The sequence below is a fragment of the Draconibacterium orientale genome, from assembly GCF_900111425.1.
Classification (GTDB): Bacteria; Bacteroidota; Bacteroidia; order Bacteroidales; family Prolixibacteraceae; genus Draconibacterium; species Draconibacterium orientale.
In genome coordinates, this window is the sequence record NZ_FOHT01000003.1 from 18,573 (window position 1) to 42,909 (window position 24,337).

The following is a 24,337-nucleotide window of genomic DNA, read 5'->3' on the forward strand; positions in this document are numbered from 1 at the left end:
ATATATTTGTTGCCACATTAAAATGAGCGAAATTCATGAGCGAAACAAAAAAAAGCTTTAAAAAATACATTATTATTTTCTGGTCGATTATTGCCTTGGGAATCGTTTCCGTTTTTCTTCTTTTCTTTCTGATAGCCAAGGGGAAACTGGGTTTTATGCCAAGCTTTGAGGACCTGGAAAATCCACAAAATATCCTGGCGTCGGAAATCTATTTTGAAGACGGACCAACCATTGATAAATATTTTAACCAGGAGAACCGCACTTACGTAAATTTCGAGAATTTACCACCACATTTAATAAATGCCCTGGTGGCAACAGAAGATGTTCGTTTTTACGATCATTCGGGAATTGATTTTCGTGGACTGATTCGCGTATTTAAAGGAATTGTTACCGGCGACACCAGCTCGGGAGGTGGAAGTACCTTAAGCCAGCAGCTGGCAAAAATGCTTTTTCCGCGCGACAGATTCACCAGCAGCACGGAGCTGGTATTGCGAAAATTTAAAGAGTGGGTTATTGCCGTAAAACTGGAGCGCAGTTACACCAAGGAAGAGATTATTTTAATGTACCTGAACAAGTACGACTACCTGAACAACGCAGTTGGAATTCGTTCGGCAGCCGATGTTTATTTTAATACCCAACCCGATTCGCTAAAACTTCACCAGGCGGCCATGTTGGTGGGAATGGCCAAAAACTCGTCGCTTTTTAACCCGGTTCGCCGCCCCGAAATGGTGCTGCAACGCCGGAATGTGGTGCTGAGCCAGATGGAAAAATACGGCTACATTACATCCGAAGTTGCCGATTCGGCCAAACAAATGCCGCTCGATTTGGAATATAAAAAAGTGGATTACAAACTCGGCCCGGCACCTTATTTCCGCGAATACCTGCGCCTTACACTTACCGCCAAAAAACCGGAACGCGAGAATTATGCCTCGTGGCAAGAGCAAAAATATATTGAAGACCTGGACGAATGGGAAAACAACCCGCTGTTTGGCTGGTGCAACAAAAACACCAAACCCGATGGAGAACCCTACGATATTTATGCCGACGGATTAAAAATATACACCACACTCGATTCGCGCATGCAAAAATATGCAGTGCAAGCCGTTGAACAACATTTACGCTACGACCTGCAACCTTTATTCGACGAAAGTTTGTCGGATTTAAGCAATCCGCCCTTTGCCAACAACATGAGCGCGAAAGAAGTAGATGACTTACTGGACAGGGAAATAAGAAAAAGCGAACGCTACCGTTTGTCGAATCAGGCAGGAAAAAGTTTCAAGGAAATTAAGAAGGAATTTAATAAACCTGTTGATATGACCGTTTTTAAATGGAGTGGCGCAGTGGATACTTTGATGACTCCAATGGATTCGATCAAATATTACCTGAAGTTTTTCCGCTCGTCGTTTATGGCCATGGATACCGAATCGGGGAAAGTAAAAGCCTACGTTGGCGGCCCCAATTACCAGCATTTTATGTACGACATGGTAAAAGGTGGAAAACGCCAGATCGGATCTACGGTTAAACCATTTTTATATACACTGGCCATGCAAAACGGACTTACACCGTGTACGAAAGTTCCGTACGTTAGTCAGCAGTTTATTCAATGGGACGGTAGCATTTACGAGCCAAAAGATGCCGATGTTGATCCGGAAATGGACGGACAAATGGTAACCTTAAAATGGGGACTGGCCAACTCGAAAAACCGCATTTCGGCATGGGTACTCAAACAATACAATCCGCAGGCAGTGGTTGACGTAATGAAACACATGGGCATTTACAGCCCCATCGACCCGGTAAACTCGATGTTCCTTGGTGTTTCGGATGTTACACTTTACGAAATGGTTGGTGCGTTTAACACCTTCTCGAACCTGGGCGTGTTTATTAAGCCTTATTTTGTAACAAAAATTGAAGACCGACACGGCAATGTTATCGCACGTTTTGTTCCCGAACGCCACGAGGCCATCGATGAACAAACTGCTTACCTGATGCTGAACCTTTTACAGGGAGTAATCGACGAAGGAACCGGAATTCGTTTACGCTTTTCGAACCTGTTTCGCGACAGGGTAACCACCGACTACGGAAGCTTTAGCATGCCAATTGCCGGAAAAACAGGAACTACACAGAACCACTCTGATGGTTGGTTTATTGGCACAACACCAAAACTTACTGCCGGTGTATGGACCGGTGCCGATTTACGAAGCATTCACTTTAGAACCATTGCATCCGGACAGGGAGCCAATATGGCACTGCCAATCTGGGGTTACTTTTATAAGAAAGTATTGGCCGACGAATCCATCGGTTACAAGGAAGAGGAAATGGAATTTAAACGTCCTGCCAACTTTAACATCAACCTCGATTGCGATGAACTGGAGAAAAAGAATTCGACTCCGGAAGAATTCGACGACTTCTTTTAGATAGATACTTAGTCATGCTCTCACTCTGAGTGAGGGTATGACTACTCACTTACTTACTTTTTACATTTCAGTTACTTTTTTTCAATACTCAACAGGTATTCGCTTTTCGGCGCATAGTTAAAAATCAATTGATCGCCCTCGGTACAACGCTCAAACAATTCTTTATCAACGTTAAAGTTTATACCATCAACAACGAACTCAAACTTTTCATTATAAGCCTTAGACATATTGCTGCCCAGCGCAGAGGCGTGATAAATAGTTGACTTTGATTTGTTCACCAGGGTTTTTACCACCTGAACTTTTTCATTGAATTGCAAGTCGCGGTAGTATTTATTACATATCAGAAAGTTAAGCAGCACTGAAGAACTCAATGTTCCTATTGCAATTAATCCTGCTATTTTTAGATTCAATCCATTGGGATTCGAGTCGAAGAATAAGGCGTAAATCGTTACTCCAACAATTGTTGTAAAAACAAATACCAGCAACGATAAAATCAATCCCATTTTACATTGATTTCTCAAATTCTTTCGTTCTGTTTGTGTAAGGCCGCGGTGCATTTGTTTGTTTTTGGCTTTCATCGTTTGTATTGGTTAATGATATCCATAAAGATATAAATTTCAATTTTTTATCATAACTATAATTTTCTGTTACTGAGCATCATTTGTAGTTCAATAAAATGCATAAAAAATGGCACCTCCTTACGAGATGCCATTTTCTATATTATGTAGCGATAGCCTCACTTCGAGTGAGACCATCACGCTTCAGTACTTTTACAATAATCCGCTGCGTTTTAGCAGTGCGTCAACCTTTGGCTCTTGGCCGCGGAAACGTTTGTAAAGCGTCATCGGGTGCTCGGTGCCACCTTTTTCCAGAATGTTTGTACGGAACGAAGCCGCCACATCTTTGTTAAACAGGCCTTTTTCTTTAAACACGCTGAATGCATCGGCATCCAGTACTTCGGCCCATTTGTAACTGTAATATCCAGCTGCGTAACCACCGGCAAACAGGTGCCCGAATTGCGTGCTCATACAAACACCGTCGATAGCCGGGAAGATCTGCACTTTCTTCCATGCATTTTCTTCAAAGTCTTTCACATCTCCATCAAAAGGCTTTTCAAGCGTATGCCAGGCCATATCTAAATAACCAAAGCTTAACTGGCGAACTGAAAGGTAACCGGCAAGGTAATTTTGCGAGTCAACAATTTTCTGCACCAGTTCGGCAGGAATTGGTTCGCCGGTTTCGTAATGTTTGGCAAAACGATCGAGGAAGTCTTTTTCAACTGCCCAGTTTTCCATGATTTGCGATGGCAGCTCAACAAAGTCGCGGTAAACATTGGTTCCCGACAGGCTTGAATAGGTAGATTTTGCCAGCATTCCGTGCAGCGCGTGGCCAAATTCGTGCATAAACGTTTCCACTTCGCTGAAAGTTAACAGCGCCGGTTTGGTTGAAGTTGGGCGGGTAAAGTTCATAACGATGGTTACGTGCGGACGCGAATCAACGCCATTGTCCATCCACTGGCCTTTAAAATCGTTCATCCAGGCACCGCCACGTTTTCCGGGGCGCGGGTGAAAATCGGTGTAAAATACCGAAAGGAAAGTACCGTCGGCATCGAACACTTCGTAGGCAGTTACCTCGTCGTTATATACCGGAATGTCTTTGTTCTCCTTAAAAGTTACGCCAAAAAGCTCGGTTGCCAGTCCGAAAACACCATCGATTACGCTGCTTAATTCAAAGTACGGTTTAAGCATTTCGTCGTTCAGGTCGAATTTTTCCACCTTCACTTTTTCGCTGTAGTAGCTCCAGTCCCAGGGCATTAAATCGCCTTCCAAACCATTCTTATGGGCATAGGCTTCAATCTCTGCTTTTTCTTCTTTTGCCACTTTGTACGATGCCTCATACAAATCGTTAAGTAAACCGTAAACCCCGTCGGCATTCATGGCCATTCGGCGCTCCAGTACGTAGTCGGCATAGTTCTTATAGCCTAGCAGTTTTGCCATTTCCAGACGCAACTCAGCAATACGTTTTACGTTTTCCTGGTTGTCGAGCTCATCGCCTTTAAACGATTTCGAGCCGTATGCCATGTACAATTCTTTACGCAACTCGCGGTTATCGGCATATTGCATAACAGGCAGGTAGCTTGGCATCGAAATATCGAATGTCCAGCCTTCCTGATCTTTCTCTTTTGCCTTTCCGGCAGCGGCTTCCAAAGCGCCTTCGGGCATACCGGCCAACTTACTTTTGTCGGTAATATTGAGCTCGTACTTATTAGTTTCTTTTAGTACGTTCTCACTAAAATCGAGGCTTAATTTCGACAGCTCGGTGCTGTACTGGCGAAACTTTTCTTTATCAGCATCCGACAAATTGGCTCCGCTGCGTACAAAACCAATGTAGTTGTTCTCCAGAAGTGTTTGTTGCTCGGTGCTTAAATCCAGCTCGTCTTTTTTATTATACACGGCTTTCACGCGCTCGAAAAGCACGGGATCTAACGAAATATCGTTCTGAAAAGCAGTAAGCATAGGCGAAACCTCTTGCGCAATACTTTGCAATTCGTCGTTGGTTTCCGAGCTTAGCAGGTTAAAAAAGATACCCGATGTGCGTGCCAGCAAGCGGCCAACCTCGTCTAAAGCAACGATTGTGTTTTCGAAGGTTGGTGCCTCCTGATTATTCTTGATTTTCTCCACCTCGGCCTTGCCCAGTTTTATTCCTTCCTCGAAAGCCGGCATAAAATGCTCGTTCTTAATCTTATCGAAAGGTGCCGCATCGTGCGGTGTATTAAAATCGCCAAGTAATGGATTTGTTTGTGCTGTTACCATTCCTAAATTCATTAAAAAAATTACTGCTAATAAATAGATACTCTTCATTTTTCTCACAATTATGTATTTTTCTGACTAGTATTCAGAAAGTTTAAAGGATTACAAAAAAAGAGCTGAAATTGTTTAAAAAGAATGATTTATTTCATTCATGAGGGTGTACGACACGCCTCCGTTTTTTATCAAAGCCCTGATTATATTGCACCCGTATTACTATCGGAAAACCTTATTTCTTCAATCTCAACCTTAGTAGAAATCAGATTGAAACAATATCCCAAACCTTATTTCTTTAACAATAGTTTTCTCATTCAATAAGGTTAATAAGGTTTTGCACCAGCAACATTCGTTACTACTAAGGTTATTTCTCGGAATAAGGTTGATGTTACTTTTTTCGTTTCTTTTTGGTCTTCTTTTTTTCGACCGACCAGCCAAACTTACCAATACGTTTTCCCATTCCGAAATAGTGGCCGTGGCTGTACACCAAAGGATTGGCTTTCGAGAAACTAAAAGCCTGCTTGTCGTTCAGGTAGGTATCATCGACCGAAACGCTGAGCACCTCGGCAACAAACATGTGGTGCGAGCCCAGTTCAACAATATCTTTTACGCGGCACTCGATGTTTACCGGCGACTCTTCGATAATGGGTGCTTTCACCATTTTGGCGGGTGCGGGCGTGAGGTTCATTTCTTCCCACTTGTTGTATTTGCGCCCCGAGCGACAGCCACACCAGTCGGTGGCTTTGGCCAGTTTTTCGGTGGTGAGGTTAATCACAAATTCGCCGGTGCGCTTAATTATTTCGTACGAATGCCGCCCCGGACGAACCGAAATGTAACACATGGGCGGATCGCTGTTTATGGTGCCGGTCCAGGCGATGGTTATAATATTGTATTCTTCAGGATTTTCGCCACAACTTACCATTACTGCTGGTAAGGGATAAATCATTGTTCCGGGTTTCCAGTACGTTCGTGCCATTTTCTTCTCTTTTATCAAGTTCAGGCTCAAAGATAGTAAATACAAGGCGAAGGTGATACCCGGCCAATCGTCAAGATGACGAAGCCTCTCCGACCGATGGGTGGACCTTCGTCAAGATGACGTTGCTTCACCGACCAACAGGTGGGCCATCGTCAAGTTGACATTGCTTCACCGACGCACAGGTGGGCCATCGTCAAGATGACGTTGCTTCCCCGACCAACAGGTGGGCCGTCGTCAAGTTGACGTTGCCCTTCTGCCCCTCGTTTCTAACAACTACGGTGTACACACAACTTAAATATTCCCATTTTCAAATGATTCTGCAACGATTTTTCGTTCGGAACAAGCTGACCAATTCTAATCAAATTTAAACGCCGAACGATTTTTTATCGATCTTTTACCCGGCGCGTTGTGTCTTCGTAAACTCAGCCACTCGCACCGGGCTATTGCCTGTCGCCCGCTTCGGGGCTTTAAGCACCAAGGGTGCGTAATCAATAGCCCGGGGGAAGCACCCGCAGGGAGCGCAGCCCCGGGAATAGAAGAAAAAAATGACAAAGGCGCAACTGCTACCGGTTTTTGAAATACAACCCTACCTTGCACCACATATTAGAAAGTCGATTGTAAAGCAGGCCCCTTAGAATAGTTGTGTGTACACCTTAGTTGGCGAAGGGGGATTGGCAAGATTGCGTCGGTCGTTCCTCCCTCGCAAAGACCCGGTTTATTGAGTATTGCCGGCAGCGGACAATGACATGATTCGCCCCGGCACGATTGTTTGTTGTCCGCTGCCCTGACTTCACACCCTTCGCTGTCATTACGATCGCGAGGAGTGAAACGAGTCGGGAGAAGTAATCTGAATCCTCCGGCCCGATTGCAACTTCAAATGATTCTGCAACGATTTTTCGTTCGGAACAAGCTGACCAATTCTAATCAATTTTAAACGCCGAACGATTTTTTATCGATCTTTTACCCGGCGCGTTGTGTCTTCGTAAACTCAGCCACTCGCACCGGGCTATTGCCTGTCGCCCACTTCGGGGCTTTAAGCACCAAGGGTGCGTAATCAATAGCCCGGAAGAAGCACCCGCAGGGAGCGCAGCCCCGGGGATAGAAGAAAAAATGACAAAGGCGCAACTGCTACCGGTTTTTGAAATACAACCCTACCTTGCGCCGCATATTAGAAAGTCGATTGCAAAGCAGGCCCCTTAGAATAGTTGTGCGTACACCGTAGTTTCAAACGAGGGGAGCTGTTTACTTTATTGGACTTTCAGCAATAAAAAAAGGATCCACTCTATAAAAGAGCAAATCCTTCTTCATATTCTAAATGTAAACATTAATCTTCAGGATCTTTCCAGTCGCCATTTTCGCGAATGAGCTGTTCCAGTTCTTCCACTGCATTTTCGTACGGAATGTGGCGTTTTATGGGTTTCAGGCCTTTGTACAGGTTTACCTTGTTATTTCCGGCGCCCACAAAACCATAATCCACATCGCCCATCTCACCGGGTCCGTTTACCACGCAGCCCATAATACCAATTTTCAAGTGGTCGAGATGTTTAAAATGTGCTTTTACGGCACGGGTGGTTTCCTGCAAATTAAACAGGGTTCTTCCGCAACCGGGGCACGATACAAACTCGGTTTTGGTAACACGCATGCGACTGGCCTGCAGTATGCCAAAACTCAAGTCTTTCAATTCGGTGAACGTAATATTTTCGTTGTCGTTCGACAGGCAAATTCCATCGCCATAACCGTCAATCAGTAAACCTCCCAGATCGGCCGAAGCAGTGATCTGAAGATCATCCAAACGGCTTTCGTTGTAGCGGCGGTAAAGGATAACCGGCACCTTCCAAATGTGCGTTTCAAGCGACATAAAGAATGCCCTTAACTCGGCCATCGGGTTCGCGTTGTAACTTTCCAGAATCAATACCGTTTTCCGGGTCTGCTTCAGTTTCATGATAATTTCCGGGTGCATATCCATAAACCGGTCGAATTCGGCTTTGTTGGTACGAATAAATTTCATTCGTCCCCAGCGAGTACTTTCAAACAAGTACTCCTCAAGCGTAATTACCGGATATTCTTCGCCTTTGATATCAAGAATTTTATTTCCCGAGATAAAGTAATCAGGAACCAGTTTCCCGCGGATTGGAATCATTTCGCGCAGGGTTCTGTCGCCCAAATCGGCAATTACCACCGGAAGTTCCTGTCCTCCCATGTTCAATACCGGGCGGGTATCGCGGCGCTCGTATTCAAACGGATTGGTTTGTGCGATCATTGGTGCCGAAATTGGCTCGTGATTCTGGTAGCGTTTAAAATGATTCACCAGTTTTAAAGCCACCGGAATTTCGTTTAACGGCGCTTCGGTTAACGAAATGCGCACGGTGTCGCCTATTCCGTCGCTTAGTAAAGCTCCCACTCCAACGGCCGATTTTATACGTCCGTCTTCGCCTTCGCCGGCCTCGGTAACGCCCAAATGAATCGGGAATTTCATGTCCTCGAGGCGCATTTTAAAGTTCAGCAAACGAACGGTATAAACCATTACACGTGTATTGCTCGACTTTATCGACACCACAACGTTGTTAAAATCTTCCTTTTTACAAATGCGCAGAAATTCCATCACCGATTCGGCAATTCCGGCCGGTGTATCGCCATAGCGGCTCATAACCCTGTCGGAAAGCGATCCGTGGTTGGCCCCAATCCGCATAGCGGTTTTGGTTTCTTTCAGCATTTTTATAAACGGAACAAACTGCTTTTCAATAAGAGCAAGCTCCTGATTATATTCTACGTCGGTATATATTTTATTTTTGAATTGCGCCCGTTTATCATAGAAATTTCCCGGATTGATACGCACTTTCGATACGTACTGAGCAGCAACTTCTGCCAGTTTCGGATTGAAATGTATATCAGCAATTAACGGTGTGTTGTACCCTCTGTCAACCAGTTCCTTCTTAATCACCTTAAGGCTTTCGGCATCCGACATCCCTTTTACGGTTACACGAACATAGTCGGCACCGGCCTTAACCACGCGGATAATCTGCTCAATTGTAGCATCGGTATCCGTTGTGTTGGTATCGGTCATTGTTTGAATTCGGATAGGCTGATTACTACCAACGGGAACTCCTCCAATGTTTACTTCTACTGTTTCTTGACGTTGATAGCGGGTTAAATCTTTAATATAGTTGAAATTACGATCCTTCATCTATTAATCTGTTAAGCTGAACTGCAAATTTAAAGTAATGCTTCTAAAATAAAAAGAATCCTCTATTTTTGTTTCGGATTCTCTGATATGAATGTTGAAACAAGGAATATCACTAAATTGTTTGGGAAACAAAAAGCACTCGACTCGATTAGTTTCTCGGTAAACAAAGGCGAACTGGTTGGTTTTCTGGGGCCGAACGGAGCAGGAAAATCGACTACCATGAAAATTATTACCGGTTATCTTCCGCAAGATGAAGGTGATATTTTAATTGACGGGCAAAAGATTTCGGGGCAAAACCTCGAATACAAGAAGCAAATTGGTTATTTATCCGAGCACAATCCGCTTTACACCGACCTTTATGTGAAGGAATTTTTGGAGATAACCGCCGGTTTTTACCACCTGAAAAATAAAAAACAACGCATTGCTGAAATGATCGAGCTCACGGGCCTGGGCATTGAGCAGCACAAAAAAATACGTGCCCTGTCGAAAGGTTACCGCCAGCGTGTGGGGTTGGCGCAGGCTTTAATTCACGATCCTTCGATATTGATTCTGGATGAACCAACAACCGGTCTCGATCCGAACCAGCTGGAAGAAATTCGTGCATTGATTCGCCAAATCAGCAAAGAGAAAACCGTAATTCTTTCGTCGCACATTATGCAGGAGGTGGAAGCTGTGTGCAACCGCGTGCTGATCATCAACAAGGGGAAAATAGTTGCCGACGGTAATATTTCGGATGTAAAAGCCGGAATCAACATTCAAAACCAGGTTGTGATTGCCGGTTTTAAAGAAAATGTTTCGGAAGATCAGCTTTTACAAATCCCCAGCGTAAACAGCGTTGCTCAGAATGAATTGGGCTGGGAAATTGAAGCCGGAGCTGAAGCCGACATCCGGCAAAATATTTTTCAATTTGCCGTAGCCAATAAACTCACGCTGCTTACCCTTTTTGAAAAGCAACAAAACCTCGAGAACGTTTTCCATCAGCTAACCCGTAATCAGACCTGAGAATTTTAGTAATGAGTAGTGAGACAAAACCAGAGCTTTCAGTTGTACTCCCCTTTTTTAATGCTGAAAAAACATTAAAAGCAGCGATAAAGAGCATTTGGGATCAAACTTTTCGGGATTTTGAATTACTGCTGATCAATAATAACTCCACCGATGCAAGTCTGCAAATTGCCAAAACACTCTCCAAAGCCGATCGGCGCATTCATATTTTAAACGAAAGTAAAGCTGGAGTCGCCAATGCCATGAACTGCGGATTGAAAAATGCCCGTGGCCGGTTCATTTCCCGTATGGATGGTGATGATGTGGCTCATCCTGAAAAACTCGAGAAACAATACAACTACCTCGAGGAAAATCCGTCAATTGATTTTTTGGGCAGCGAAGTTGAATACGTTCCCCACATCGCAGAAAACGAAGGCTTCCGGCGATTTGTTGACTGGGCAAACTCGTTTCATACACCTGAAGAAATTGAACTGAAACAGTTTATTGAGATTCCGGTAATTAACCCGACCATATTTTTTCGTCGGCAGTTATTTGAGAAATATGGTGGCTGCCGCGACGGCAATTTTCCCGAAGACTACGAAATGCAATTACGCTACCTGAGCAACGGAGCCAAAATGGCGAAACTGCCCGAAAAGTTGCTGGATTGGCACGACTACTCCACCCGGCTAACCCGCACTGATGAGCGTTATTCCACCGAAGCTTTTTTTCAAACCAAAGCCTTTTATTTTAAACAGTGGTCGGAGCAACACAATCCGTTTCACCCCACCATTTGGATTTGGGGAGCCGGTCGTAAAACCCGCCAACGAAGTACTTTTCTTCAAGAACAGGAGCTAAATATTGAGGGTTATATCGACATCAAAAAAACAATACCCGATGCCCTGTTCTACAAAGACCTTCCCCAACCCGGGCAACTGTTTATTGTGTCGGTGGTAACCAATACGGGAGCAGGAAAGAAAATCAGGGAGTTTTTACAGGAACGGAATTATGTGGAAGGGAACGATTTTTTGTTGATGGGCTAACTTCCCTTCTTCCTTATTAAGAACAATTTTAAACAAGTTCTTTTTTATTCAAAATAAACCTATTACCTTTGTTCCCGCTACGTGGAAAGATTTGAGATTGATTGCAACCACATGAAAAAAACGCTAAAACAATCGCATTTTTCACTATCAATCGAATATCCCGCAGTTTTAAAATTAATGTTTAATGTGCTGATTAACTTCAGCCAAAAAAAAAGGGATTTTATGAATTATTTATTTACAAGCGAATCAGTATCGGAAGGCCATCCGGATAAGGTAGCCGACCAGATTTCGGACGCATTACTCGACCAGATTCTGGCTTTTGATGCCAACTCGAAAGTAGCTATTGAGACCCTGGTTACAACGGGGCAGGTTGTTGTTGCCGGCGAGGTAAAATCGCAGGCCTATGTTGACGTGCAGGAAATTACCCGAAACGTTATTAACCAAATTGGCTACACCAAAGCGGCCTATCGTTTCGATGGCGATTCGTGTGGTGTTTTAACAGCCATTCACGAACAAAGCGACGACATTAACCGCGGTGTTGACCGGGAAGAAAAAACGGAACAAGGTGCGGGCGACCAGGGAATGATGTTTGGATACGCCTGTAAAGACACCGAGAATTACATGCCTTTGACACTCGACCTGTCGCACAAAATATTGCAGGAACTGGCAGTTATCCGCCGCGAAGGAAAAGTGATGACGTATTTGCGCCCCGATTCAAAGTCGCAGGTAACTGTTGAGTACAACGACTCGAACGAGCCGGTTAAAGTGCATACCATTGTAGTATCGACACAACACGACGAGTTTGATGCCGACGAGCCCATGCTGGCCAAAATTAAGGAGGATGTGATTAACATTCTTATTCCACGCGTAAAAGCGCAATTGTCGGAAGAGGTGCAGGCCTTATTTGGCAACGACATTATTTACCACGTAAACCCGACCGGCAAATTTGTTATTGGGGGGCCACACGGCGATACCGGGTTAACCGGACGAAAAATTATTGTTGACACTTACGGTGGACGCGGCGCCCATGGTGGTGGTGCTTTCTCAGGAAAAGATCCATCGAAAGTTGACCGCTCGGGCGCTTATGCATCGCGCCACATTGCCAAAAATCTGGTAGCCGCTGGTGTTGCCGACGAGATTTTGGTACAGCTTGCCTATGCTATTGGTGTTGCTCAGCCGGTGGGCGTTTTTGTAAATACTTACGGCCGTTCGAATGTTAGTATCTCCGACGGAGAAATTGCGGAAAAAGTAAAAGCTATTTTCGATCTTCGCCCGGCAGCTATTGAAGAACGCCTGAAACTGCGTAACCCGATTTATCTGGAGTCGGCTGCTTATGGCCACATGGGCCGCGAACCAAGAACGATTACAAAAACGTTCGAGTCGCCATACAGTGGAAAAGTTACCAAAGAACTGGAACTATTTACCTGGGAAAAGCTCGATTATGTTGACACGATTAAAGAGACTTTCGGACTCTGATTCCGAGGGTGAGTATTAATATACGCCAGAAGGACGGTACTTGTGCCGTCCTTTTTTTTATTTATTTTTTTTGCAGGAAGTTGCAGTTTAAAAAAAAGGTATTATATTTGCACCCGCGTTCAAGAAGACATTTCAACAGAAATAAAGATATATTGCGGGATGGAGCAGTTGGTAGCTCGTTGGGCTCATAACCCAAAGGTCGTAGGTTCGAGTCCTGCTCCCGCTACTTAGACAAGCCAGAGGAATTTTTCTTCTGGCTTTTTTTATTCGCAAATTATTTCAAAACCAGCCCCGGTTTGAACAATTAGCCATTTAATTGTTACATTGATGAACAAGAAACTGTTCTGCGCGTCATGCTTAAATCAGAATACCATATCGCAAAAATGGACTGTCCTTCCGAAGAGAATATGATTCGGATGAAACTGGATGGAATTCAAGCCATAAAAAAACTGGAGTTCGACATTGAAAACCGTAAGCTTACGGTTTTTCACTCCGAAGAAAATGAGGAAATTCTGTCGCGTTTAGAATCACTGAATTTTGGCGCTAAACTTTCGACTACCAACGAAGTCGACGAAAACGAGTTTTCAACGGAAAGTTCAGATGTGCAGTCGAAATTACTTTGGTCGGTACTTTTAATCAATTTTGGTTTTTTCGTTATTGAAATGACTACCGGTTTGATTTCCCGATCAATGGGCCTGGTTGCCGACTCGCTTGATATGCTCGCCGATTCGTTTGTTTATGGACTCAGTCTTTGGGCCGTTGGTTCAACTGTTATAAGAAAGAAGAAAGTTGCACGCCTAAGTGGTTACTTTCAGCTTACACTTGCACTACTGGGCATTATTGAAGTGGTGAGGCGTTTTATTCAGTTTGAAGCCATGCCCGATTACCGCATAATGATCGGCATTTCGGTTTTGGCATTGATTGCCAACGCTATTTGTTTGCTGCTACTCCAAAAATCGAAAAGTAAGGAAGCACACATGAAAGCCAGTATGATATTTACCTCGAACGATGTAATTATTAACAGCGGCGTAATTTTGGCCGGTGTATTGGTATTGCTTACACAATCGAAATACCCCGATTTAATAATCGGATCCATCGTATTTCTGATTGTTGTGAGAGGTGCGATACGAATACTACAACTTGGGAAATAATGGGCTTATAAACAGAACCGGGGAAGAGTACCTAATAAAAGTATCCCGGCCTCTTACAGGGCCGGAACACTCTCCCTAACCAAACAGGGTTTACTATGAAAAAAATGCCCACAAAGCCTTTGCCATGTAGCATTTGTTATACGAGTTAAATGGGCATAAAGTTGTTTCTCTCCATTCGTTTAATCGGGGGCAACAAGAAGTCGCTAATAGCTGTTTAACGTTCACGGAATGATTAAACCTTGTGCTCCATCACAAGTAGCCGATGGACTCCGCTGTCGCAAACCACTTCGCCTGGTGTATGGCTATATTCATTTTTACATTTTCACTCGTCCCTGCACATATTATTGCCGTGCGAGTAACTGTATAAATACAACTCGCATGATATTATTTTGTACAGCAACAGGGATTCACTGTTCGTGGAATTTGACGGCCTTACGGATTCGCTACCTGATGGTGCAGCGACCAAAACGTTTTATTGTGCGCAACCGCCGCTTCGTTTAATCGGGCTTTTTCGTTTTTTGCCGCTGCCGTGTCGGGCAAACCCGAATCAAATCCAATAGCGGTAAACAGTTGGCCGTTTTGTGGGCACCCCAACGAAAAAGCGGGCCCTGGAAATCCAGCGCCCGCTTATCTATTTTAGCGTAAATATGTTTACTGTTTTACACGCTCGCTGTACGAGCGGTCGGCAGTGCTTACGCGAATAACGTCGCCTTCGTTAATAAACATGGGAACCATTACTTCAGCACCTGTTTCAACAGTTGCCGGTTTTAAGGCTGTTGAGCTGGCAGTGTTACCTTTTTCGCCCACAATTGTCTGGGTTACTGTTAACTCAACTTTGTCGGGCATTTCTGCTGTTAACGGCAATTCTTCTTCGGCATGAAACTGAATTTCAATTACCTGTCCCTCTTTCATCAGATCGTTGTTTTCAACCATCGATTCAGGAATGGAAATCTGCTCGTAAGTTTCAGTATTCATTACATTTAATCCCATATCATCGCGATACAGGAACTGGTAAGGACGACGTTCAACACGAACATCATCAACTTTTACACCTGAGTTAAATGTATTTTCAATTACCCTTCCGGTTTTTACATTTTTAAGTTTTGTACGAACGAAAGCGGGACCTTTACCCGGTTTTACGTGAAGGAATGATACAATGGTGTAAATGTCACCTTTGAACATAAAACACATTCCGTTTTTAAAATCTGCTGTAGAAGCCATGATAAATTAATTTCTTTTTATATGCGCTGCAAAAATAATTAAATCCGTTAAAAATCAAGCATTTCAAAACGCTTTTACTCAAAAGCCGAAAATCTACTTTAAACTTTGTTCTACACCATTAATTTTATAATGTTTTATAACGGCTTTAAGCGAACCCACCCGCATGTCGAACTCAATGTAAACCGGTATCTTTTTATCTTTTGCCAGGTAAAACCGCACTCCGTCCGACTTTTCAAGTACTTTTCCTTTCCGTACCGAGGGTGTTAACACGTGGCATTCCACTTCTCCAACATCGGTTTTAATCTTTTCGTCTCGCAAATATTGTATCGATACGTCTGATATTTTGTCGGCATTAATAGTTGGGTAAACAACTGCATCGCCGGGCTGAAGATTCTCGAACGGATTTTTGTGCACAAAATAAAAGAACACCGAAACCAGGTCGAGCAGATCATCGGGAACGGCACGCCAGCCGCTGCGGCTGCTGTTTATCGAATCAACATCGTGGTAAAAAAGTGTTTCCGTATAACGACGATAGCTTCCTTCTTTTACATTCCGGATTGTTTTAACCGGCAGGCGGGTTTCGGCATCAACGTAGGTTTCGTAAATATCGTAAACGCCATATAGCTTATTGGCTACCCCCGTTGTTTTTCCCATTACGTGGTAATGAATGGCGGGCCGGTCGTTAAAAACCGTATCACTGATTGTCATTTCGGCTTCGCCACCTTTTACGAAACTAAATTTCAGGTTAAATTTTATCGAAACATCCTCGGCACTTGTTGTTTGTGTTGCCAGAAAGAAAACGATCAGTATGGAGAATAATTTGTTCATTTTAATACTTTGTTTTTTGGAATGGTTGCAACAAAATCCTTTAAATAAAAAGGCTCGAAATAAGCAACGTCTTCAAATTCCTTTTTGTTGTACTTCATTTCTGCCAGATTTTGCATAAATCGTGCCGTTGTTTTATCGGGCCCGTTGAACAAGGCATTTGGGTGTGTTATTTTTTCGCGGCACTTATCGGCACCATTACCAAAAAACATTATTTTTTTTGTTTGAAGATGATTTGCAAAAGAGTTTTCATCAATAATTTCAGCGGTAACTTCGTTTACTGCCTTTCCTCCGATTTCGAACAGGGCAGTATAAACCTCCATACGGCGGGCGTCAATCATCGGGCAAAACAGCAGTTCCTCCCCTTCTCCTTCCGCGTAAAATTCGCCTACATTTTCGGCCACGTAATGCCCCATTGCTTCAATCGAACCAATACCAATAAGCGGCTTACCCAATCCGTAGCACAAGCCTTTTGCCACCGACACACCAATACGCAAACCGGTGTACGACCCCGGCCCTTTACTCACTGCTACCGCATCAATTTTATGAATATCGAAATTGTTCTCGCGAAAAAGATCTTCAATAAAAACGGTAAGTAACCTCGAGTGATTTAATCCCTCGGTACTCTCTTTTAGGTAAAGAGTTTTACCGTTTTCTGCCAATGAAACCGAACAAACTTCGGTTGATGTTTCGATATTTAAAATTAGTGCCATATGAAACGTTTTAACAAACTTCTGCAAAAATAGTTATACCAATTGTACTTTTAAATGCCGCATGGCAATAAAATGTTTACAATAGCCTGTCCCGAAATTTTTTCGGGAGTTAATGCCGATAATACAACAAAGGAGCAGATTGAACAAAGTGAATTGAAAATCAGCGAAGGCATTATGGTTTTATGTTACTGAGCTAAAATATGCGACATTTTGTTGTTAAATCGGTATTAAAGCTGAACAAACTTTCCGTTTAAAACCAAACCATCGAGTTGCATTTTTCCGGCCGATTGCAGCGCATCCGCTTCGGTATGAACGATGGGCTCGCCACCTGCGTTAAACGAGGTATTTATAAGTGCTTTTATGCCGTGTTTTTTATCCAGTTGCTGGAGTAAAGCAAACAAGAACGGGTTGTCCGATTGTTTTGAAACAGACTGAAAGCGTGCGGTTCCGTCGGCGTGAATAGCTCCGGCTATTTCCTGTTGTTTTTCGGGCAGAACAGCAAAATCGAGCAACATAAATTTCGATAGCGGATGGACTGTGCTTTGGCCGGTAAAGTATTTTACGTTTTGCTCCAAAGCCACCGGTGCCAACGGACGATACCATTCGCGGCCTTTCTTCTCCATGCTCAGTTTTTTCGACAATTCTTTCGAACCGGCAAATGCCAAAATACTGCGATTTCCCAAAGCACGCGGCCCGGCTTCGCCAAAGTTATTGCAAATGCCGATCAGCTTTTTAGCAGCGAGTTGTTCGGCCACCTGGCTTATGATTTGCGCTGAAAAATCAGCTTTATAATCTTCAATTCCCCAGTTGTTTAAATAAGCGGTGTTTTCCTCCACTTTTCCGTGCTTTTTCCACTCGGCAAAAGCTGCTGCGCCTAATGCCAGCCCCGAGTCTTCGGTGCATGGCGGAATAAAAACCTGCCTGAAAATTCCGCTGTTTACAATGCGTGTATTGCCTACAATATTTAATGCCGATCCGCCGGTATAGTAAAGGTTTTCAGCTCCGGTTTTTTCCTGTAAATCTTTTAGTTTCCTTAATACTTCCTGAACAAAAAGTTCCTGCAGTGTTGCGGCCACATCCTGAATAAAAGGATCTTTCTGATTAAACGATTTTAGCTCAACACCCCAGTTGTTTTTGGCAGCCTCGAAAAACACCGATGTTTTTCCCCAAATATCCTGAAAGAAATGGTTGCTTTTCAGCCAGTCGCCCAGTTCAGGGCGGTAATTTCCGAGTCCCGAAAATCCCATAAATTTTCCGGGAACGGCATTTTGTTCGGGCAGCTTTGCCCCGATTATAGCAAACACCAGCGCATTGGCATTAAACAGCGTTGAGTAGGGTTTTAAATCCCAATGATATTCCAGCCAGTCCAGTTGATTGTTTTTGTACGCAGCGGCCGAAAAATTGCTTAAACTGGCACCGCCATCAAAATGTACCAGCAGACTGTTATCTTGCAGGTTTCCATAAAAAGGCAGGCTCGAAAACATGTGCGCCAACTCGTGGTTTAACACCCATGCTTCTTTTTCTTCGCCAAACCACCAGCATTTTCCTTTTTCTAAACCGGTAGCTAATCCGGTATTTAACGGCGCTTCAAAACGCACTTCGCCACTTTGCAGCAAAAAAGTGCGCCCCACCACATTATCAACAAAAACAAGGTCGTAATCTTTGCCCAGCAGTTTCTTTTCTTTTAAAATCGATTTCAGATGAATATGCAACGAATTATCTCGTTTGCGGCGCGAAATCCTTTCCTGCTGCAGAAACCACTCCACTTTTCCGTTTTGCATGAAAGCCATATTATGGTCGTGCACATAAAACGGGTGTTCATAATCAAACCGATCCTGAATACCATAAATCGCTAAAGTGGGTTTATTCTTATTCATCAAAATAAATCGAAAGAGAATTGCATAGAAACAACGATAAGCACTAAAAGAATAAAAAGCAACTCGCTCCAAAAGCGGCTTTTCATAAACACAAAATAGTTAGCAATAAGGTAGGTTACGGGAATTGCGGTAATAACCAGCATTTCCTGCGAGGTTACGGGGTTTAAAGCAAAACCGGCCAGCGAAAAGATAAAAATCCAGAAAAACACCGTAAAGTATTTTCGCGAGCTGATCTTTTTTGTATCGTATTGACCAAACATTCCAATACTTCCGGCAATGGTAAACAAGATTAGGGCCACCAGGTAAACCTGCAAGGGCGTATTTGATTTAAAATGATTAACGGGCGTAACAGTACTTTCTTTCATCATATTGATCACCTCCAGCCAGCTGTCGGTTAACACGGCATAGGCTGCAGAAAAAACAAATGGAAGAAAAAATCCAAGGAGCAAGGTAGTAAATTCGCGCCACCCCACTTCGCGGCCCAACAAGGCTATACCAACGATAAACGCAGGAATGAGCACCGCAACATCAAGGTAGAAAAGGGCCCCTATTCCCAACAAAAACCCAACATCGAAAGTGGAAGAATAGGCCTTTTTCGTATCGAAAATGCCAAACAGCCGGTAAATCGCAATCAGCGTAAATAAAGCGCCAAAATATACCGGATGCAAGGTATGCATGGGCACAAAGCCACCTACAATAACCACAAACAGCAAAGCCGGCAATTTGCTTTTTATGCGTATGAACATGTACCGGTCGTTTACCAATTGTATGGAATAGGCCAGCAATACGACCATAACAATCCCGGAGATAACCTGCACCAGCGCTTTGTCGTTAACCAGATGATAAATAAAGTCATATAGTATGTTTTGGTCTTCGCCCGGGAAATAGTTATAAGCAAACGGATGCAGCAAACTCTTCACCCATAGTGCCATTGTTACCAAAGGCACCAGGAACAAACTTACCGAACTGTTCGACTTTAACTTTTTTAATATCATGCCGTTTTGCTTCTCAACACTTCAGAATATAGATAACTCCGGACTTTGGCCCTCAGGCAAAAACAGCTAAAGTACGGAGTCTTTTTTAAGCGATGGGATTACAGATCGAATCCCAGGTCTTTGCGGTAATATTTTCCTTCGAATTCGATATGTGCAGCGTTTTTAAACGACTTAGCCAGTGCATCGTTCCTATCCGTTCCGTACGAACTTACCGCGATCACACGGCCTCCGGCTGTTACCACATCATCGCCGGCTTGTTTTGTTCCTGCATGAAAAACAAGACTGTCAGTTACCTTTTCAGTTCCGGTAATCACTTTTCCTTTTTCGTAATCTCCCGGATATCCGCCCGAAACCAACATTACAGTAACGGCAGCACGATCGTCGAATTCAATTTCTTTCTCGCCAAGAGTACCGGTGGCAGCTCCATCGAGCAACTCCACAAAATCAGATTTTACACGCAACATAACCGCTTCGGTTTCCGGGTCGCCCATGCGTACGTTGTATTCGATTACATAGGGCTCGTTGTTTACATTTATCAGTCCGAAGAAGATAAAACCGCAGTAGTCGATTCCATCTTTCGCCAAGCCAGAAACCGTAGGCTCTATAATTTGTTTTTCTACTTTTTCCATGAACACCGCATCGGCAAACGGCACCGGTGTAATGGCTCCCATTCCGCCGGTATTTAATCCGGTATCGCCTTCACCAATTCGTTTATAATCTTTTGCTTCGGGAAGAATTTTATAGTCTTTTCCATCGGTAATTACAAAAACCGAAACTTCCACGCCGCTCAGAAACTCTTCGATTACCACTTTGCTGCTGGCTTCGCCAAACTGCCCGTCGAGCATTTCTTTCAGCGCGCTTTGGGCCTCTTCCAGCGCGTCGATGATCAACACCCCTTTCCCGGCAGCCAAACCATCGGCTTTCAGCACGTACGGGGCTTTCATGGTGCCCAGGAATTCAACTCCCTTTTCCAGGTTATCGGCAGTTACCGTAAAATATTTTGCTGTAGGAATAGCATGGCGATCCATAAAAGCTTTGGCAAAATCCTTACTTCCTTCCAGTTCGGCACCGGCTTTTTTCGGGCCAACAACTTTTACCGATGCCAGTTCAGGATCGGCAGCAAAGAAATCGTGCAATCCTTCAACCAAAGGCACTTCGGGGCCAACAAGCATCAAGTCGATGTTGTTTTCGAGCACTAGTGTTTTTATTTTTTGAAAATCGGAAACACCTGCATCCAGGTTGGTTCCCAATTCAGCTGTTCCGGCATTTCCCGGTGCAAAAAACAAATTATCTACTTTTTCGCTTTGTTTAATTTTCCATCCCAAAGCGTGCTCTCTTCCTCCCGAGCCTACAATCAAAATGTTCATCAGTATGTTGCTTTTAATTTTTTACTATTTACATGTTGCCATATCGTTCGAAATAGCTTTGCAGATTACCGCCAATTTGCTCTGCCAATTCGCTGTTACCCGCATTTGCAGCCGTACGCTGCAACTGCTGCATATAGAACAGTTTGCGTTGAATCTCTTCAACAATACCGGCCATAAACTTCGGCTGTAACGAGAAATAATAAGTCAGTTCGTCGTTGAATACGCCATACGCAGTTTCAACCATTTCAAGACCTTTATCGTTTGCACCGGCCCGGACATAACTGTTGGCCAGTTCCAGTGCGAAATATTCGTAAGGAATAATGCTGTTTGGCAACAACTCGTTGCACCGGTCGATAACTGCAATGGCCGAATCCTTTTTACCTTCCTCAACCAATGCCGATGCCAGACGGTTAAAACTGTTCCGGATGTTGGTCATCATGCGGGTATTGGTTTCGTCGAGGTAAACCTCAGGATCGTTCATGTTACCCCACTTAAAGTTGTTCATCAGGTTATCGTACATCACAGATGTATTCACCCGGCCAAACTGCAATTGCTGCGGATTACTCTGCGTTTTTATCGGCACCAAACGATAGGCAAAACCTTCCACCTGGAAATAATCGCTAAGATTCAGGTATTTGCTGCGGCCAACGGTAATCGACCAGTAAATAGGGCGTTCCCAGTTATTGGTTGCCAGCATATCAAGCACCATCATTTCGTCTTTCGATAGCATGCTTTTTCCCGACAAATCGATAACGATCTCGTCAACAATTTTGTCATAATCCTCTGGTTCAACCACTTTATTTCTGATTACTGCTTCCTTATCTACTTTAAAGTGTAGTTTCTTTTTCGGAAGATAAGCAGCATTGTCGGCCTGCTGCAATTTGGTGGCCGGACTATCGTTGGCAATAAAATCAATCCCTTCTTTTAATCCAATGTAATCGCGTTTTATGCGTGAATCGTCGAGCAAATAAACCGCATCGCGGGTTCCCAACAGGTACTGATCGGGTTTCAGCGTAAAATCAATCGGCTCCGAATCGTAAGCCTGGCGGCGCATCTGATCGATATACCAGTCGGTTTGCAAGTAGCTTAGGTTACACACCCGAACATCGGTTCGTACACCTTCCACCTCCTGGTTGTACCACAGCGGGAAAGTATCGTTATCGCCGTTGGTAAAAATTACCGCATTGGGCTCGCACGTTTTCAGGTAATTGGCACCAAAATCGCGGGCAGTATATCGTCCCGATCGATCGTGGTCGTCCCAGTTTTGCGCCCCCATAATTCCGGGAACCAAAATCAGCGTTACCAGTCCGGCAATTCCTCCGGCCAGTGTTTCCGGAATGTATTTTTTCAATGTTTCGGAAATGGCCAGCACTCCCAAACCAATCCAGATTGCAAAAGCATAGAACGAACCGGCATAAGCATAATCGCGTTCGCGCGGCTGGTGCGGATACTGATTCAGATAAATTACAATGGCCAAACCGGTTAATACAAACAACAGGAATACTACCCAAAGTCCTTTTTTTCCCTCTTTTCCGCGGTTATACTGGAAAAATATACCAAGCAATCCGAGCAATAAGGGCAGGAAGAAATAGGTGTTTCGGGCTTTGTTATTGGCCAGTTCAGCCGGTAAATTATCCTGGTTGCCCAAACGTGCCTCGTCAATAAATTTTATACCGCTCAGCCAGTTTCCGTAAAGTATATCTCCGTGTCCCTGAATATCGTTTTGGCGCCCCACAAAGTTCCACATAAAGTAGCGCCAGTACATGTGATTCATCTGGTAACGAAAGAAAAAGCGCAGGTTCTCGCCCATGGTTGGTTTGACTATGGTTTCCACCTCGCCACGATCGTTTCGGAACTGAATACGTGTACCTTTTATTTGCGCCCACTGTTGGTAATCCTGTTCGTGTTGCGGATCCATATTGCTCCACATTCGCGGGAAAACAGTGGTAAATCTCTCGTCGTAATTCGGATTAAAACGGTGGTAGGTTATTTCATATTTTCCGTCGATTTGCGAATAAACGGGGCTGCCTTCGGTAAAACGATCGCCCACTTTGTAGGGCGAATTGTAGTACTGCCCACTAAACAACGGACGCGATCCGTATTGTTCGCGGTTGAGGTAGCCCAACAGCGAGAAAGTATCGTTCGGACTGTTCTGATCCATTGGCGGTTGAGCCGATGAACGAATAATAATTATGGCGAACGATGAGTAACCAATTAAAATTACGGCAACACCCAGCAACACGGTGTTCCAAACTACTTTTTGTTTTTTATGCGTGTAGTAAATACCAAACGCAAGAGCTGCAATTACCAGCACAACATAAAAGAAAACGCCCGAGTGATAAGGCAAACCAAAGCCGTTAACAAACATCAGTTCGAACCACGATGCAATGGTCACAAAACCAGGAATAATACCGTACATTATTGCGCCCAGCAACACTACCGAGGCTACCAAAGCCCAGATAATTCCGTTGCGGGTTACTTCATATTTTCTGAAATAATAAACAAAAACAATAGCCGGAATTGCCAGCAGGTTCAATAGGTGAACCCCAATTGACAGGCCAATTATGTAAGCAATAAATATCAGCCAGCGGTTGGCATATTTTTCGTCGGCAACGTTTTCCCATTTTAAAATGGCCCAGAATACCACCGCCGTTAACAACGACGAACTGGCGTAAACTTCGCCTTCAACAGCCGAAAACCAGAAAGTATCAGAAAACGTGTAAGCCAGCGCTCCCACCAAACCAGCTGCGCAAATCGAAATGGTTTGCCCCAACGAAACCTCTTCGGTTTTTACCATTATTTTTTTTGCCAGGTGGGTGATGGTCCAAAACAGGAACATAATTGTTCCGGCACTGGCCAGAGCTGAAAGCACGTTCACCATTCTGGCTGCTCCTTCAGGGCCGGCAAACAGCGTGAAGAACCGGCCAACGATCATAAAAATCGGTGCTCCCGGCGGGTGACCCACCTCAAATTTAAATGCTGTTGTAATAAATTCGCCACAGTCCCAAAAACTTACAGTGGGTTCAATGGTCATTAAATAAACAATGGCTGCAATTAAAAAACTAACCCAGCCAAAGACGATATTAAACAATCTGTATTGCTTCATTTTCAAGTGATTTCTGAAAGCGTAAATGTTCGAAATTTTTAATAGTTGCGAAGATAAGGCTTTTGCTGAAAACTCAGAGATCAGTATATTATAATTAAAATTTATTAACGAGAAATTGGCGATTACAGCCCTGTTGAAACAAGTGCAAAAGGGAGCATATTGGCGCCAATTTGTATGCTTCTGCAATTAGAAGAGGGCATTTTTTCA

The 24,337-nt window shown here is 43.9% G+C and carries 16 protein-coding genes and 1 tRNA gene; 6 read left to right on the forward strand and 11 right to left on the reverse strand.

The window, feature by feature from the left end:
• The first annotated feature begins 35 nt into the window (after positions 1-35).
• The gene (locus BMW53_RS02865) at positions 36-2,414 is read left to right on the forward strand and encodes a transglycosylase domain-containing protein (protein ID WP_038557107.1); all 2,379 of its coding nucleotides are present in this window, start codon (positions 36-38) and stop codon (positions 2,412-2,414) included.
• Between the two features lie 71 nt (positions 2,415-2,485).
• On the opposite strand, the gene BMW53_RS02870 is transcribed toward BMW53_RS02865, so the two are convergent.
• The 4 genes from BMW53_RS02870 to ispG form a co-directional block, all read right to left on the reverse strand.
• Positions 2,486-2,992, reverse strand: coding sequence for a hypothetical protein (locus tag BMW53_RS02870; RefSeq protein WP_038557109.1), 507 nt, complete (start codon positions 2,990-2,992; stop codon positions 2,486-2,488).
• 192 nt (positions 2,993-3,184) lie between these two features.
• Positions 3,185-5,275, reverse strand: coding sequence for a M3 family metallopeptidase (locus tag BMW53_RS02875; RefSeq protein WP_139178009.1), 2,091 nt, complete (start codon positions 5,273-5,275; stop codon positions 3,185-3,187).
• 331 nt (positions 5,276-5,606) lie between these two features.
• Positions 5,607-6,194 (reverse strand): flavin reductase family protein, encoded by a 588-nt coding sequence (locus BMW53_RS02880; RefSeq protein WP_038557111.1) that lies wholly within the window; start codon positions 6,192-6,194, stop codon positions 5,607-5,609.
• A gap of 1,324 nt (positions 6,195-7,518) precedes the next feature.
• Positions 7,519-9,378, reverse strand: a complete 1,860-nt coding sequence (gene ispG, locus BMW53_RS02885) for a (E)-4-hydroxy-3-methylbut-2-enyl-diphosphate synthase (RefSeq protein ID WP_051567694.1) — start codon at positions 9,376-9,378, stop codon at positions 7,519-7,521.
• A gap of 87 nt (positions 9,379-9,465) precedes the next feature.
• Between ispG and gldA the strand changes: the two genes are divergently transcribed.
• From gldA to BMW53_RS02910, 5 genes are all read left to right on the forward strand, one after another.
• Positions 9,466-10,380: a gliding motility-associated ABC transporter ATP-binding subunit GldA gene (gene gldA, locus BMW53_RS02890; protein WP_038557113.1), complete on the forward strand. Its 915-nt coding sequence runs from the start codon at positions 9,466-9,468 to the stop codon at positions 10,378-10,380.
• An 11-nt stretch (positions 10,381-10,391) separates the two neighbouring features.
• The gene (locus BMW53_RS02895) at positions 10,392-11,399 is read left to right on the forward strand and encodes a glycosyltransferase family 2 protein (RefSeq protein WP_051567695.1); all 1,008 of its coding nucleotides are present in this window, start codon (positions 10,392-10,394) and stop codon (positions 11,397-11,399) included.
• Positions 11,400-11,621: 222 nt separating this feature from the next.
• Positions 11,622-12,875 (forward strand): methionine adenosyltransferase, encoded by a 1,254-nt coding sequence (metK, locus tag BMW53_RS02900; RefSeq protein WP_038564200.1) that lies wholly within the window; start codon positions 11,622-11,624, stop codon positions 12,873-12,875.
• Between the two features lie 153 nt (positions 12,876-13,028).
• Positions 13,029-13,101, forward strand: a tRNA-Met gene (locus tag BMW53_RS02905).
• Positions 13,102-13,228: 127 nt separating this feature from the next.
• The gene (locus BMW53_RS02910; RefSeq protein WP_038557115.1) at positions 13,229-14,026 is read left to right on the forward strand and encodes a cation efflux transmembrane domain-containing protein; all 798 of its coding nucleotides are present in this window, start codon (positions 13,229-13,231) and stop codon (positions 14,024-14,026) included.
• Between the two features lie 651 nt (positions 14,027-14,677).
• Here the strand turns inward: BMW53_RS02910 and efp are convergent.
• From efp to BMW53_RS02945, 7 genes are all read right to left on the reverse strand, one after another.
• On the reverse strand, positions 14,678-15,247 hold the full coding sequence (efp, locus tag BMW53_RS02915) for an elongation factor P (protein WP_038557117.1): 570 nt from the start codon (positions 15,245-15,247) through the stop codon (positions 14,678-14,680).
• Between the two features lie 93 nt (positions 15,248-15,340).
• Positions 15,341-16,075, reverse strand: a complete 735-nt coding sequence (locus BMW53_RS02920) for a DUF3108 domain-containing protein (protein ID WP_038557119.1) — start codon at positions 16,073-16,075, stop codon at positions 15,341-15,343.
• Positions 16,072-16,785, reverse strand: coding sequence for a tRNA (adenosine(37)-N6)-threonylcarbamoyltransferase complex dimerization subunit type 1 TsaB (gene tsaB / locus BMW53_RS02925; protein ID WP_038557121.1), 714 nt, complete (start codon positions 16,783-16,785; stop codon positions 16,072-16,074). The genes BMW53_RS02920 and tsaB overlap by 4 nt, the downstream gene beginning before the upstream one ends.
• Positions 16,786-17,012: 227 nt before the next feature.
• On the reverse strand, positions 17,013-18,662 hold the full coding sequence (locus BMW53_RS02930; RefSeq protein WP_038557123.1) for a carbamoyltransferase C-terminal domain-containing protein: 1,650 nt from the start codon (positions 18,660-18,662) through the stop codon (positions 17,013-17,015).
• Positions 18,662-19,657, reverse strand: a complete 996-nt coding sequence (locus BMW53_RS02935) for a DUF6427 family protein (RefSeq protein WP_038557125.1) — start codon at positions 19,655-19,657, stop codon at positions 18,662-18,664. Before BMW53_RS02935 ends, BMW53_RS02930 begins: the two co-directional genes overlap by 1 nt.
• A gap of 98 nt (positions 19,658-19,755) precedes the next feature.
• Complete coding sequence (gene purD, locus BMW53_RS02940) at positions 19,756-21,024, reverse strand: phosphoribosylamine--glycine ligase (protein ID WP_038557126.1); 1,269 nt, start codon at positions 21,022-21,024, stop codon at positions 19,756-19,758.
• 28 nt (positions 21,025-21,052) lie between these two features.
• Entirely contained in the window at positions 21,053-24,130 is a 3,078-nt protein-coding gene (locus BMW53_RS02945; RefSeq protein ID WP_038557127.1) for a glycosyltransferase family 117 protein, read from the reverse strand.
• Between the last annotated feature and the right edge of the window lie 207 nt (positions 24,131-24,337).